Annotated in this window: 14 protein-coding genes; 3 read left to right on the forward strand and 11 right to left on the reverse strand. The window is 64.5% G+C overall.

The window, feature by feature from the left end:
* Positions 1-113 precede the first annotated feature (113 nt).
* Positions 114-362 carry a zinc ribbon domain-containing protein gene (locus B552_RS0102260; RefSeq protein ID WP_019447371.1) on the forward strand — a complete coding sequence of 83 codons (249 nt, stop codon included), beginning with the start codon at positions 114-116 and terminating at the stop codon, positions 360-362.
* A gap of 6 nt (positions 363-368) precedes the next feature.
* On the opposite strand, the gene B552_RS0102265 is transcribed toward B552_RS0102260, so the two are convergent.
* The 6 genes from B552_RS0102265 to B552_RS0102290 form a co-directional block, all read right to left on the reverse strand.
* Positions 369-1,220 (reverse strand): tetratricopeptide repeat protein, encoded by an 852-nt coding sequence (locus B552_RS0102265; protein WP_019447372.1) that lies wholly within the window; start codon positions 1,218-1,220, stop codon positions 369-371.
* A 15-nt stretch (positions 1,221-1,235) separates the two neighbouring features.
* Positions 1,236-2,189: a Ku protein gene (locus B552_RS0102270; protein WP_019447373.1), complete on the reverse strand. Its 954-nt coding sequence runs from the start codon at positions 2,187-2,189 to the stop codon at positions 1,236-1,238.
* A gap of 145 nt (positions 2,190-2,334) precedes the next feature.
* Positions 2,335-3,024, reverse strand: a complete 690-nt coding sequence (locus tag B552_RS0102275; protein ID WP_019447374.1) for an LrgB family protein — start codon at positions 3,022-3,024, stop codon at positions 2,335-2,337.
* A gap of 1 nt (position 3,025) precedes the next feature.
* Entirely contained in the window at positions 3,026-3,478 is a 453-nt protein-coding gene (locus tag B552_RS0102280) for a CidA/LrgA family protein (RefSeq protein ID WP_019447375.1), read from the reverse strand.
* A 121-nt stretch (positions 3,479-3,599) separates the two neighbouring features.
* Positions 3,600-4,517 (reverse strand): LysR family transcriptional regulator, encoded by a 918-nt coding sequence (locus tag B552_RS0102285; protein ID WP_019447376.1) that lies wholly within the window; start codon positions 4,515-4,517, stop codon positions 3,600-3,602.
* Positions 4,518-4,573: 56 nt separating this feature from the next.
* Positions 4,574-5,503, reverse strand: a complete 930-nt coding sequence (locus B552_RS0102290; protein WP_019447377.1) for an AraC family transcriptional regulator — start codon at positions 5,501-5,503, stop codon at positions 4,574-4,576.
* A 162-nt stretch (positions 5,504-5,665) separates the two neighbouring features.
* On the opposite strand from B552_RS0102290, the gene B552_RS0102295 reads away from it, so the two are divergent.
* Entirely contained in the window at positions 5,666-6,205 is a 540-nt protein-coding gene (locus B552_RS0102295) for a carboxymuconolactone decarboxylase family protein (protein ID WP_019447378.1), read from the forward strand.
* A 64-nt stretch (positions 6,206-6,269) separates the two neighbouring features.
* Here the strand turns inward: B552_RS0102295 and B552_RS0102300 are convergent, their stop codons facing one another.
* Together B552_RS0102300 and B552_RS0102305 are read right to left on the reverse strand one after the other, a co-directional pair.
* The gene (locus B552_RS0102300; RefSeq protein ID WP_035879304.1) at positions 6,270-7,517 is read right to left on the reverse strand and encodes a BamA/TamA family outer membrane protein; all 1,248 of its coding nucleotides are present in this window, start codon (positions 7,515-7,517) and stop codon (positions 6,270-6,272) included.
* Positions 7,514-8,308 carry a hypothetical protein gene (locus B552_RS0102305; protein WP_019447380.1) on the reverse strand — a complete coding sequence of 265 codons (795 nt, stop codon included), beginning with the start codon at positions 8,306-8,308 and terminating at the stop codon, positions 7,514-7,516. The genes B552_RS0102300 and B552_RS0102305 overlap by 4 nt, the downstream gene beginning before the upstream one ends.
* Before the next feature lie 421 nt (positions 8,309-8,729).
* Here B552_RS0102305 and B552_RS0102310 point away from each other — a divergent pair, with 421 nt between their 5' ends.
* Entirely contained in the window at positions 8,730-9,170 is a 441-nt protein-coding gene (locus tag B552_RS0102310; protein ID WP_019447381.1) for a MarR family transcriptional regulator, read from the forward strand.
* A 53-nt stretch (positions 9,171-9,223) separates the two neighbouring features.
* Here B552_RS0102310 and B552_RS0102315 read toward each other — a convergent pair whose 3' ends face one another.
* The 3 genes from B552_RS0102315 to B552_RS0102325 form a co-directional block, all read right to left on the reverse strand.
* Positions 9,224-9,964 (reverse strand): DUF1120 domain-containing protein, encoded by a 741-nt coding sequence (locus B552_RS0102315; RefSeq protein WP_019447382.1) that lies wholly within the window; start codon positions 9,962-9,964, stop codon positions 9,224-9,226.
* A gap of 68 nt (positions 9,965-10,032) precedes the next feature.
* Positions 10,033-11,865: an NAD(P)-binding protein gene (locus B552_RS0102320; protein WP_026035236.1), complete on the reverse strand. Its 1,833-nt coding sequence runs from the start codon at positions 11,863-11,865 to the stop codon at positions 10,033-10,035.
* Positions 11,862-13,115, reverse strand: coding sequence for a cytochrome c (locus tag B552_RS0102325; protein ID WP_019447384.1), 1,254 nt, complete (start codon positions 13,113-13,115; stop codon positions 11,862-11,864). The genes B552_RS0102320 and B552_RS0102325 overlap by 4 nt, the downstream gene beginning before the upstream one ends.
* Between the last annotated feature and the right edge of the window lie 83 nt (positions 13,116-13,198).

The following is a 13,198-nucleotide window of genomic DNA, read 5'->3' on the forward strand; positions in this document are numbered from 1 at the left end:
AGTCGGTCACCGACCCGCGCTATCGAAATCCCTGACTCCGGAGCCCAGCGCGTGATCGCCACACGTCAATTGATCTAAGATCGAGTCTGCCATGACTCCACGGTTGCGCTGCGATGCCGACGTACGACTACCGATGCGAAAAATGCGGCGATTTCGCCGAAATCCGTCCAATCGCCCGACGCGATGATCCGGCCGTCTGCCCCGCGTGCGGCAGCCAGGCCGCGCGGGCGCTGGTTGGCGCGCCCGGGCTGGCCGGATCGGGCGAAGCGTCCGCCAGCCACGGCACCGGCTGTGCCTGCTGCGGGCCCGTCAAGCTGGCGGGGCGCGCGGACGGCGGGGCGAGTTCGCGATGGCGGTCATAACAGCCCCTATTCCACAGCTTCCAGCTTCCGATACTGGTTGTAATGGCGAATCGCGCGATGCGGATCGCCAAGTTCCTCGTGCAGCCGCGCCGCGTTGTAGTGGGCGTCTGCAAAGTCGGGAGCCAGTTCGATGCACGCGTGGTAGCTGCGAAGCGCGTCGCGCAGCGCACCGGCGTCTTCCAGTGCCACACCAAGATTGAAGTGAAGCAGCGGCTGGTCGGGCAGATGTTCGAGCGCCATGCGATAGCACGCAACGGCTTCGTCGAAACGGCTGTGGTCACACAGCATGCAGCCAAGGTTCAGCCATGCATCGAGATAGTCGGGGGCGGCCGATACCGCGTGCTTGTAAGCCTGCTCGGCGGCTGCCGGGGCGCCGTCTTCAAGCGCGGCGGCTCGCTCGAACCACGTGACGGGATCGTCGGCCGAGGATAACCGTCGAAGATCGACGACCTTGGCGCCGCGCCCGCCCACGTCCTTCGTGGCTTCCGCATCCTGCGCGTCTTCCGCTTCGTCCGGACCAAAATCCAGCACGAACTGGCCGGATTCCACATGCCAGCGGCCATGCCTGTCGTGCACCGTGACATCGCCGCCCACGGCGGTCACGCGCAGGCCGGTTGGCGGACGGCCTTCGCCCAGACCCTGCAAGCGCTTCAACGATCGCGTGATATGCCGCGTGGGAATGCGCGATTCACGCAGCGACTGCGCGGTGCGAAGCAGCACCACGTCCTGGAAGGTGAAGCGGTATGCATGACGCGCGCCGCGCCGCGGGGCAATCACGCCCGCCGCTATCAGCGCCGACACGACGGTTCGCGGGATGCCCAGCAAGGACTGGACATCGCGCATCGAGTAGGAATCCATCGTCGCAACGGCCTTCTATTTGCGTGCCGCGCGCCGTGGCGCTTCTGCGGGCGTGGCACTGGCAGCGCGCCTGGCGGTCTTGCGCGCTGGCCGTTCGGAGTTGGTTGCGGCGCCGGTTGCAGCCTTCGTTGCCGTCTTCGCAGGAGCCTTGGCTGCGGCCTTTCCCTCCGATTTCGCTGCAGGCTGCCGCTTGTTGGCGCCGATGCTCTTGCGCAGCGCCTCCATCAGATCGATCACCTCGCCGGTGGTTGGCGGCGGTGCCTCGGCAGCCACCGTGATCTTCTTGCCCGCGATCTTCTTGTCGATCTGTTCAAGGATGCGCTGCTTCTCCTCATCGGTGTAGGCGGCCGGGTCGTACCCGTCGACCGAGTTCTGCTCGATCAGTTGCCGCGCCAGCGCCAGCTCGGCCGGCTGCACATCGGTGTGCTCCACGTGCAGGTCCGCCATGTCACGGACTTCATCCGCATAGAGCAACTGCTGCAGGATCAACCCATCATCGCCCACGCGGACCTGCACCATGTACTGCTTGCCCTTCCACGCCCATTTCGCCAGCGCGCACGTGCCGGTCTTGCGCATCGCCTCCGCAAGCAGGTTGTAGGGCTTGGCGCCACGCTTGTCCGGGCCCAGGTAGTAGGCCTTGTCGAAATAGATCGGGTCGATCGCCCCAACCGGCATGAACGACACGATGTCGATGGTCTGATGCGCGGCATCCTCCAGCGCCTTGAGTTCGTCGGGCGTGAAGGTCACATAGCGATCCTTCTCGAACTCGTAGCCCTTGACCATGTCGTCGCGGTCCACCACGACGTCCTCCTTGAGGCAGATGTACTGCTGCCGCAGGCGCGATCCGCACCCCTTGTGCAGCAGGTTGAAGCTGACCGCCGACTTGGTCTCGGTGGCGGAATACACCTTTACCGGAATCGAGACCAGACCGAAGCTGATCGAAAGCGTGGCAATGGAACGTGCAGCCATGGCGCAAACCTCCCGCGTGGCATGTGTTGCTGACGGAAAGTCTAGTTCGCGCGGTATGGCCTTACCTAGCCCGCCGCGCGGAAGTGGCCGCCGCGCCGCGTCAGATCGCGCACAGGTGCAAGATGATCAACCTGGGCTGGCGGGGTCAGCCCACAAGCGCCGTCACCCAGCCGGTCAGCGTCGGGCCGGCAATGACCATCAGCACGCCGGCCAGCACCATCGTCAGGCTGGCCACCACGCCCTCTTCCGTGTGGCGCTGGCGGGCCCGCGCGGTACCGAAGCCGTGCGCGGCAGTGCCCAGCGACGCGCCCTGCGCCACCGGCGAACGCAGCCGCAGCAGAGCCAGCACCGTGTCGCCGACAATCATGCCGGCAAGCCCGGTCATCACCGTGAACAGCGACACAAGCTCCGCAGACCCGCCCGTATGGGACACCACCGCCACCGCGAACGGCGTGGATACCGAACGCGCCATGAGGCTGCGCGAGACCTCGGTATTGAAGTGGAACGCCTCGGCCAGCAAGCGCGCGCTGAGCATCGCCACCAGCATGCCCACGATCACGCCAAGTGCCAGGGCAATCCAGTGGCGGCGCGCGATCTCGCGATGCTCGTAGATCGGCACCGCAAACGCGATCGTGGCCGGGCCGAGCAACCAGACCATCCAGCGCGTGTCGGCCACATATGCCGCGTAGGGGATATCGGCAACGAGCAACAAGCCGATGGTCAGCGCCGGCACAACGATTGCCGGCGATAGCCAGATCCGTGGATTGCGCTGGTAGAACGGCTTGACGGCGAAGTACAGCGCGACCGTCCAGGCCAGGCAAAGAAACGACGCCATCTTAATGCTCCCCTTCCGGCTCGCCACGCAGCCGCGCTAGACGCCTTTCGAGCCGGCATCCGGCGTGAACGGCCAGAGCAGTGGCGGCCATCACCAGCACCGTGCCAGCCGTCACGGCGATGACAAGCTGCACGCCCTCGCGGCGAAACAGCGGCAGGTAGTTGACCACGGCCACCACGCAGGGGATGAAGAACAGCACCAGTTCGCCAAGCAGCCAGTTCGCGCCATCCTTGACCCAGTCAACCTTGGCCCTGCCGGTGAGCAGCACACCGAGCACTGCCAGCAGACCGAGTACGCCGGGCGAGATCGACCAGCCCAGCTTGCGCGTGAGCCAGTCGGCAGCGAACCAGACGGCCAGCAACGCGGCCACCTGCGTCACCGTGCGCAGCGGGTGCGTGGGAGCGGACTGGACGGGACTGGCGACGGATGGGTGAGCGGATACGGGGGCGGACATGACGTTATGCGGCAAACCTGACACAAGGCGATTATTCGCCGAGTTTGTGCACAACGACAGACCGGAAATCCGCATCGGTTGTGCAAAGATGCACAACCACAGGCTCACCCGTTCGGGGGGTTCAGATTGCCAGATCGAGGAACAGTGCCGTGTTCGCTTCCACTTCCTCGACGATAAAGCTGGCCACGGCCCGCACATGCGCCGATTTCCAGTGGTCCTCGTGCACGTGCATATGGAAGGTGCGCGTTACCTCGACCGCATCCGGCAGCACCGGCACCAGCGCCGGAAAGGCGGCCGCCACGTAGGCCGGAATGATGCACAGGCAGTGCCCGGACAGCGTTGCGTGCACCTGCGTCAGCAGGTTCGTGCTGCGCACGCGTGCGGGATTTTCGACGCCGACCGCACCGGAAAAACTCAACTCGGGCGAGAACAGCAATTCCTCCACGTAGCCGACGAACGGGTGATGCACGAGGTCCGCCTTGCTGCGAATCCGCGCGGCACGCTTCAGGTACGACTTCGTCCCGTAGACAAACATCCGGTAGTCGGTCAGCCGGCGCGACGCCACGCGCAGATGCTCGGCGCCCGACAGGCCAATGGCGATATCGGCCTCGCGCCGCGTCAGGCTGAAGATCCGCGCAGCCGCAAATATCTCCACTTCGAGCCGTGGGTGCCGCGCGGTCAGTGCATGGATGCGCGGCGCCAGGAACATGCTGCCAAAGCCGTCTGGCGCGCCAATGCGCACGATCCCCGCGATCTCCTGTTCGCCAACAGCCGCGGCCCGGGACGCAAGCAGCGCACTCTCGATGGCTTCTGCCGTTGCCAGCAGCCGCTCGCCCGCATCGGTCAGCGCGTAGCCCACGTGGCTCTTGTGGAACAGGCGCGTGTTCAGCGCGCGCTCCAGCGCGTGGATATGGCGCGCTACCGTGGTGTGTTCGGTGCCCAGCCGCTCTGCGGCGGCGGAAAGCGTACCGGCGCGGGCCACGGCCAGGAAGTAGCGGTAGTCGTCCCAGTTGTCATTGGGTCTGGTTGCGGGGGGCATACGAGTTTCCTGTGCTCTGGGGGCTGGCGCGGTGGCTGGCTTTGACTTCGTGGCCCTCAGGCTACGCTGCGCAACGCGCGGTGCTGCCGCCGGTATGCGCCCGGGCCGATGCCAAACTGCTGCGTGAACGCACGGCCGAACGCTGCCTGTGAAGCGTAGCCGCACTGCTCCGCCACGGCTGCGGCCGACATGTCATCCTGGCGCAGCAACCGTGCCGCGCGTTCCATGCGTAGCGTCGTGACAAGTTCCAGCGGCGTCATGCCCAGTTGCGCGAAACGGCGCGCCAGCGTGGCCCGCGAGACATTGCACACCTGCGCGAGGCTGTCGATGGTCCACGGCTTCTCCGGCGCACGCACCACGGCATCGACGGCGCGCGCCATGCGTGCATCGGCCATCAACGCCAGTACGCCGTGAGACACCATGCCCTGTGCAATCAGCGCGCGCAACAGCACCGTGAACAGCGCGGTGGAAAGATCGGCGACGATGGCCGCACTACCGGCACGCGGCTGATCGGCTTCAGCGTGCATCATGCCGATCAGGCCCCGTAGCCAGCCAAGGTCGCCTTCGTCGGCGCGCTTCGTGCCGATGCAGAGCACCTCGGGCAACGCGCGCAACAGTACACCTGCTGAGCTGCCGAGCACGAACGTGCCGCACAGGATATCGAGCGGCGAATCGGCTCCCGGGACGGTCACCTCGGTCACCACGCCGTTGAATTGCCGCGACTCCGGGGCTCTGCGCGGGCCGCCGTGGGCCCCTTGCAGCGTATGCGCCGCGCCGTGCGGAAACAGCAGGACGTCGCCTGTGCCAACTCGCAGCTTTTCCTTGCCCACCAGCACCTCCACGTCGCCATCGAGGATGACGTGGTATGGCACATGCCCCGCCGGGGCCTGTTCGTTGTGGGCCGACCATGCGCCGGCTACCCGGCAATGAAGGTCCACCGTGCCGGCCGGCGCCAGCAGGCGTACGAGTTCGCTAAGGCTGTCCATGGGGCGATTCGGCAGTGAGAGCAGTGAGACGATTGAGCAAAAAGTTGAGCCGATTCTAATCCATACGAATCGCCCCCGCACCTACCATGGAGTCCATGGAAACGCAGCAACACAACGCGCCGCCTCCATCCCCCGATACCCGTGACACAAAGGAGCAAGACCATGACCACTCGCCTGCATACCGTCGCCGTCCAGGAAGCCACCGGCCAGGCCGCTGAACTGTTTGCCGCCATCCGCGGCGCCGTGGGCAAGGTGCCGAACGCCTACGCGACGATCGGCAGCAACGCCCCGGCGGTACTCGCGCAAGCGCTGCAGACCGGCGCGGTGCTGAAGAAGGGCAACCTGTCGGCGCGGGAACTGGAAGCCATCAACCTGTCCGTAAGCGAGCACAGCGGCTGTGACTACTGTGTAGCCGCGCACACGCTGACCGGCAAGATGGCCGGATACACCGACGAGCAGATGCGCGAGCTTCGTCGCGGCAGCTACCCGGCGGATGCCAGGATCGATGCGCTGACACGTTTTGCAGTGGAACTGGTCAGCACGCGCGGCACGGTGCCTGCGGCAAGCCTGGAAGCGGTGCGTGCGGCAGATTACAGCGATGGGCAGATCGTCGAGGCCATCCAGGCAGTCAGTGCCATCCTGTTCACCAACATGATTAATCGCGTCAACGACACGACGCTGGATTTCCCTGCGGTGGACTAACGGAGAAAGCGAGAACGGGCCCTTGCGGGCCCGTTTGCATATTGGCAGGGTCAGGCGCAGGCAATCAGTGCCACGCGCTGCCCACCTGGATATAGAACGCGTTCTGATCGCGGCTGTGCGCCACGTCGATACCCATCGCAAGGCCCAGCTTGCGGGCGATCATGTAGCGGAACCCGCCGCCAACGCTGACGACCGTCGATGCGTCAGAAAAATCGTGCCAGCGGCCATAGGCCTTGCCCGCCCCGGAAAACGCCAGCAGCGACCAGCGCGGCGTCACGTCCCAGCGCAGCTCGACTTCCGTAACCACGGCATTGCGATCCTGGTAGCGGCCCTTCTGCACGCCTCGCAGGTCCACGTACGGTTGTGCATAAAACGGCACATCACCAGTCGAAAAGCGCGTATCGCCACGCAAGCCAAGGATCAGCGTCCGCGCGAACGGCAACCATGTGAAGCCGCGCGCGTTGTACATGTCGAAGGTCTGCGTGCTGCCAAAGCCGGCGCGAGCAAACTGTGCCTCAAGCTCCGCGTAGCTGCCCTTGTTCGGGTAGAAGATGTTGTCGCGCGAGTCGTAGTCGATGACGATCCCGCCCTTGCCGATACGCTGGTCCCGCTCGAATGGGCCCAACTCACCAGCGGTATTGCCAAACTTGAACGTGGCCGACGTATCGGCGTACACGTAGCGCGGGCCGATATACCAGTGCGAGTCCCCAACCCGGAACAGCAGTTGCTGCACAAGGCCAAAGCCCTGCAGCTCGTACGCGCGCGCCTGGTTTGACAGGCCGAAGTACTCGAGATTGGCGTCGACCTTGCCGATGCCGCCGAGATAGCGGATCCGGTCGCCATCCCACGTGTGGAAATGCGCGGCGCCGGCGGCCCACGTGCCGTTTTCGGTGTAGGCACCGCCAACAAACGTGATGTTCGGCGGCGCGGGCCCCTTGCCGCTGGCGCGCGCTTCGGCTGCGGCCTCGGCCATTGACTCCGAGAAGAACATCAGTCCCAGCCCGAAGCCATAGCCTATGGCCGGTTCGGTAATGACCATGGGTACCGGCAGCGCGCCCTTGTGGTTGAGCAGGAAGTCGCTCATATCGAGCATGCCATCCTCGGGATCGAAGAACGAGAGGCGCTTCTTCCCGGCCTGCGGTTGCGCTGCGTCGGCGGGTTTTGCGGTATCCGCCGGGGCCTGGTCCTTGCCTTGGGCTTTGCCCTGGTCCTGCACCTGTGCCTGATCCTGAGACTGCGCGTGAACGGCTGGCGGCAGCCCAAGAGCGGTTGCCAGCAGCGTCAACGCGGAAGCCAGGAGTGCACGCCTCATTTTCCGAATGTCATATTGAGACCGGCGAAGATGGTCCATCGAGGCACCCCCGTGCCCTGGTGGAGGACGGAATACTGTGGTTCGACAAACGCATTGAAGATGGTGGTGCCCTCTCTCCAGGCCTTGCCGCCGCCGAGCCCTACCGGAACATAGTAGTTGCCGTGCTGCAGATCGAAAGTCCATGTGCCGGTGGAACGTACATACCATCCGTCCGGCAGGTTGAAGATCATGAACGGCTGCGCGGTGAGCGACTGCACGTCCGGGCGGCTGCTTTGCCCCGCGAACGAATGCTGCCACTGCACGAGCATCCCCAGCAGCCGGGCGGGCTTTGCGTCCACGACCACACCGGCAAGACCTGCTTGCCATTTGCCCGTGCCCAGACTCGGGTCAGTCGCGGTTGGCAGTGTCAGCAACGGGCCGGCGCCGATCTGGATGCCCTCGGTATGAAGCAGGAAAATATCGAACAGGTTGATATCGCCGAGTCCCGTTTCATATGAACCATCGGCTTTCGGACGCGTGCTCACGGGCACCGTTCCGCGGATTATCTGGGGTACACCAACCCATTTGTTCGGGCCCAACGGCAGAGTTGGACGCAGCAGAAAATCGTTGGTGTGAGTATTACTGCCAAACAGACTCGGCGAATAATAATTCTGGATATTGAACGAGGCCGCCAGATTCAGTGGGTTATTGCTCTTGTTGGCATCCTCGGCGCTGCCCTGCGCCTGCGCGCCGCCCGCCATGGCCATTGTTGCAAGCCCCCCCGCGATTGCCGATCGCAGCCATCGATGCATTCCAGACTCCTGTTTGTTGGCCCGAAGTGACACTTCAAGCCCTTTTTGATACTCGTCTGCGAATGTACCGGAGTGCAGGGGGCGATGCGCAGCAGCGCGTCATGAATTTTCTCGCGCGCTGAATTAAGTTTTTCTTCCTCGCTACGGGCCATCACTGGATTCACACCACATGATTTCCGCGGCGATTATCAGCTCACAGCACCGCAAATACAATATCAACGGGTCATTGTATTAACCCGTACGGGTGTTATATTTCTGATATTTCCGGATTCACCTTCACCAGCCACGCAATTCGGCGCCAATTCCATTCCATCTATATCAAATCACAATAAAATTGAATTCCCATTCGATGCAGGATTTGCCAGACTACATTCCGCAAGCAGATGGATCGACGAGACCGTTTTCGATAAAGGAATCTGCAGTGAGACACTACACATCTGACAACTTCCAGCTCACCCAGAGCATTGGCTTTCACCTGAACAAGGCGCGCAACAGCCTGCTGATCGAAATGGATTCGGCCTTGCGCCCGCTCGATATCAACGGGCAGCAGATGGGCATCCTGCTGGCCCTGACGCGCGGGATGGCCGCCACGCCGTTCGAGATCAGCAAGCTGCTTGGTATCGACAGTGGATTAATGACGCGCATGCTCGACAAGCTGGAGGAGAAAGGCCTGCTCGAGCGCAGCCGCAGTATTGACGACCGCCGCGTGGTGAATCTGACGCTGACCTCCAAGGGGAAATTGATCTCCGCGGAGATTCCGGCGATCGCGCCGGAGGTGCTGAACGAGCGTCTGAAGGGATTTTCGCCGGAAGAGTTCGAGGAGTTCCGGCGACTGTTGCACAAGTTCGTCAACGGCGGATGACCCGGAGACGCGCCCGCCAGGCGGTGCCCCCCGGGCCAACCTGGTGGGATGCCCTACAGATATACCAGTGTGAACGTGGCGTGACCGTCCAGGATGATTGCACCGGTCAGCGGCAGCCGTGATTCCGGCAGGATGACCGGGAATATTTCGTATCGCATGGTAGCGCTGGTCAGTGCCGCGGGCGCCTTGCCAAGAACACCCTGATTCGACAGGGTCGTCCAGGTATGGATGCGACTGCCGCTAGCCAGCTGTACCCGATCGGCGTGGTTCTGCGTGGAATGTATTGCGGACCAGCTTGTGCCCCCGTTATCGGATCGCAACGCGCCGGCTTGCTGCGAGCCCATGGTCACGCTACCTGGCTGCGGCGCCAGGTGAATGAAGTATCCGCCGATGGGAGAGGTGCCGGCAGTACCCAGGCCGAATGCCCCGCCTGTTACCGGGTTAATACCCACGTAGTTTTGCCCGATCATCGCATCGAACCCCTGGGGGGCGCTGCCTGCACGGCCATCCGTCGCCGTGATGCCCACGCGCGTGGCCGCATCGCAGTTCACCGTCAGGACGACTGACTGCTCCATGAGCGTCAGGTTTGCGGTCCTGCCAGCAGTCATTTGGGCCGACAAGTCAATCGCGCCGTAGTCGACGTGGGTGGCGCCCGCGGGTGTCGCCAGGGAAACCGAACACGCAGACGGCACGATATCGGCGTTGAACAGCAGCGTGACGGTTTCGCTTGCCTGTACGCCGCTGCCGACGCTGCCTGCGACGGCAAACACCATCGCTCCAAGCCAATGTTTCATCACAGACTCCGGAAAACTGAATCTTCCGATGATGCCAAACGCGCGCAGTGCGATCTATGGCAGTTCCTTTAAACCGGGGCCTTCAGTGACGACACTGCCAGCGACGACTGCTCGATGGCGCTCGTGACGGACGGACTCGCCGCAGTGTCAGCGCCGGCGATCCGGATATTTCCCTCGCCGCGCCCCGCCTGCTCCAGCGCGGCCTGCAGGCCGGCGTCGTCGGGCACCAGGCCCGATGGCATGTAGCTGTAGCCATGCGCCCAGCGGTTGACCGTAATGCCGCGGATATCGCGTGCGGACTTGAATCCGCCCGATACCAGCATGCGGTCAAGCTGGCTGCGGATATCGCGCTCGAGCACTTCGAACGGCGTGCCTAGCAGAAACGCGCGGCCCGCGCGAAAGCGCTCGCGCGGCTGCATGCCGCTGTCGGGTACGGTCGGCACATACAGCATGTGCAGCACCACGGGGTCGTCCCTGCCCCCTGCCGTGGATTCGAGCCACAGATCGGAATAGGCCATGGTTGGCGCGTGGATGCGCCAGGTCTTCAGTGCATCGAACGCGCGCCAGTTGTCGAGCGCCACCTTCGTATAGACCAGCGGCGCCTTGACGCACGCACGCAGCGCCGCCTTGGACGGGGCTGGCAGCGATGGCAGGATGAACGGCACCATCATGTCGTAGCCGGCCACGATGACGTGCCTGGCCTCCACACGCTGCAGATTGCCCTGCCAGCCATAGGTGACACGCGTGATCCGCACATCGGGCTCGATGGCGATGGCCGTGCTGTTCAGCCGGATGCGCACCGGATTCCCTTCGCGGTCGAGCTTGCTGTAGTCGAGTCGCGCGCCGACGATGTCCGGGCCGCGGGCCGATGCCACGTCGGGTAGCAACCGGCCAACCAGCGCACGTGCCAGCGTGGCGTTGCCATCGGGAAACCAGAGGCGCGACGCCGGGGACTTCCCCAGGCGCGGGTCGATGGCTGGCGCGGGCATGCCGGCGCCGGCCGGCAGGCCGATTGAGATGGCCTGCGCCACCGACACACCATCGGCATCGAGCGCAAAGGCGTCCTGGCTGCGGCTGCGCAGGAAGCGCAGCGCGGACAGGCCCAGGCCGGCCTTCTCGCGAAGAAATGTCGCGTAGCGCGTGGTTTGCAGATAACGCGCCCGCGCATCGGCCGGCATGCCAGCCAGGTAGTCGGTCTCGCCCTGCGCCAGCCGCTGCAATGCCGGACGGTCGGCCGGGGATAACGGCGCCGCGTTGAGAAACGCGCCAAGATCGTCCAGCGCCGGGCGCGTGCCGCCATTGCGTGCATCGATAAGCGCGGCGAACGGGTCGCCGGCCAGCCACTGGTCGCGCCCGAAATGCTCAGCGTCGAAGAAGACCGCACGCCCAAGACCGCGTCGCGCATAGTCATCGCCGGGGCGCGCCTGGGACGTCGGCGCAAGTTCCAGCCCGGCCAGCAACGTGCGGACCGCGGCGTTGTCATTGGCGGACGGCGGCATTTCAGCGCTGCCGCCGTATGTCACCAGCGTGCGTCCGCGCACCGTGAACTCGTTGCGCTTGGCATGCCCGCCGAAGTCGTCGTGGTTGTCCAGAATCAGGATCCGGGATTTGGCGCCGAACTTCTGCTGGTAGAACCACGCGGCGGACAGCCCGCCGATCCCCCCGCCCACTACCACCAGGTCATACGATTCCTTCGCCATCACGCCCGGATAGGTGGCGCCTTCGCGGGCCAGACTGTGGGCCAGCGTGAAGGTGCCGGCGTGATTGCCGCGCAGCCCGGTCAAGGCCGGAGGATAGCCCGCAGCCGCCGTTTCGGCCGCGCGCAGCAGACTGGCGGGGGTCATCCCCGCGGCAATCGTCAGCGCGGTTCCGTTCAGGAAATCTCTGCGAGTAATGGTCATTGTGCGTTCGGTGATGCCTTTGCAGGCGCGGCTCGGCGTTGCGACACGGCCTCCACGGAAACCGGCGCGGCGCGATTGCCCCAACTGCTGCGGATAAAGGTCAGCAGGTGGGCAAGTTCCTGGTCCTCCATGGTCCAGCCGTAACCGGGCATGTGATAGTCGGTTGGCGCGGTGTTGACGCGAGCGGTGACGGCACCATTGAGCAGCAGGTTCACCAGCGAAGCGGGATTCGGGTCCACCACGGTCGGGTTTCCCGCCAGCGGCGGGAACACGCGCGCAAAGCCCTTGCCGCTGGCGTTGTGGCACGGCATGCAGTACGTCGCATACTGGCGTGCGCCGGCCGTATCGAACCGGCCCTGCTCAAGCTGCGTGGCAACCGCCGGGTCATAACGGAACGACTCGGTCTCGCGGCGAGCGCCCGGGATCGACTTCAGATATGTCGCCACCGCCTCAAGATCGGCTGGCGTCATGTACTGGGTCGACGAGGCAATGACCGTGGACATCGGCCCGAACGAGGTTGCATGGGCGTTACGCCCCGTATGCAGATACTCGACGATCTCGGTCAGCGACCACGCGCCAAGGCCGGTCACCGGGTCGCCGGTCAGGTTCGTGGCCGACCAGCCCTCCACCATCGCGCCGGACAGGAAGTCGCGGCTGCGCGTATCGGTGCCTCTTTCGCCGAAGAGCATGCCGCGCGGCGTATGGCACGCGCCGCAATGCGCAACGGCCTGGACGATGTAGGCGCCGCGGTTCCATGCTTCGCCCTTGGTCTTGTTGACTGGCGCGGGCCCTTGCTCAAGGTGCAGCAGGTTCCACGGCACCATCAGCCAGCGTATGCTGTACGGCCATTCCATGCGGGATTCGCGATTGGCCTGCCGCACCGGTTTGACCTCCGCACGCAGCCAGGCATACACGGCAGCCACGTCTTCACGTGTCATCTTCGCGTACGAGGGATAGGGCATGGCCGGATAGAGCCGCCTGCCGTCACGCGCCACGCCTTGCCGCACGGCGCGATCGAAGTCCTCGAACGAATATCGGCCCAGGCCAGTCTCGGCGTCGGGTGTGATGTTGGTCGAGTAGACCGTGCCGGCGCCAGTCTGCAGCGGTAGCCCCCCTGCCATCGGCGCGCCGCCGCTCGTGTGGCAGGCCACGCAATTGGCGATACGTGCAACGTAGCGCCCGCGCTCGATCTGATCGGCGGATGAAACCGGCGGCGCGGCCCATGCCGCTGCCGCTGACAGCCACGCCATCAACGCCAGTAATCCGTTTCCGAATCCACGCATGCGCAGTACCGTTGGTTGTGCTCTTTGGGGGACACCGCATTGTTACTCAA

Origin of the sequence: Cupriavidus sp. BIS7 (assembly GCF_000292345.1) — a bacterium.
Taxonomy (GTDB): domain Bacteria; phylum Pseudomonadota; class Gammaproteobacteria; order Burkholderiales; family Burkholderiaceae; genus Cupriavidus.

Coding starts and splice junctions, on each gene's coding strand:
- B552_RS0102290 (WP_019447377.1), bottom strand. CDS start 5,503: ATGGACAGCCTTAGCGAACTCGTACGCCTGCTGGCGCCGGCCGGCACG.
- B552_RS0102285 (WP_019447376.1), bottom strand. CDS start 4,517: ATGCCCCCCGCAACCAGACCCAATGACAACTGGGACGACTACCGCTAC.
- B552_RS0102325 (WP_019447384.1), bottom strand. CDS start 13,115: ATGGCGTGGCTGTCAGCGGCAGCGGCATGGGCCGCGCCGCCGGTTTCA.
- B552_RS0102260 (WP_019447371.1), top strand. CDS start 114: ATGCCGACGTACGACTACCGATGCGAAAAATGCGGCGATTTCGCCGAA.
- B552_RS0102280 (WP_019447375.1), bottom strand. CDS start 3,478: ATGTCCGCCCCCGTATCCGCTCACCCATCCGTCGCCAGTCCCGTCCAG.
- B552_RS0102315 (WP_019447382.1), bottom strand. CDS start 9,964: ATGAAACATTGGCTTGGAGCGATGGTGTTTGCCGTCGCAGGCAGCGTC.
- B552_RS0102305 (WP_019447380.1), bottom strand. CDS start 8,308: ATGCATCGATGGCTGCGATCGGCAATCGCGGGGGGGCTTGCAACAATG.
- B552_RS0102265 (WP_019447372.1), bottom strand. CDS start 1,220: ATGGATTCCTACTCGATGCGCGATGTCCAGTCCTTGCTGGGCATCCCG.
- B552_RS0102275 (WP_019447374.1), bottom strand. CDS start 3,024: ATGGCGTCGTTTCTTTGCCTGGCCTGGACGGTCGCGCTGTACTTCGCC.
- B552_RS0102270 (WP_019447373.1), bottom strand. CDS start 2,189: ATGGCTGCACGTTCCATTGCCACGCTTTCGATCAGCTTCGGTCTGGTC.
- B552_RS0102320 (WP_026035236.1), bottom strand. CDS start 11,865: ATGACCATTACTCGCAGAGATTTCCTGAACGGAACCGCGCTGACGATT.
- B552_RS0102300 (WP_035879304.1), bottom strand. CDS start 7,517: ATGAGGCGTGCACTCCTGGCTTCCGCGTTGACGCTGCTGGCAACCGCT.
- B552_RS0102295 (WP_019447378.1), top strand. CDS start 5,666: ATGACCACTCGCCTGCATACCGTCGCCGTCCAGGAAGCCACCGGCCAG.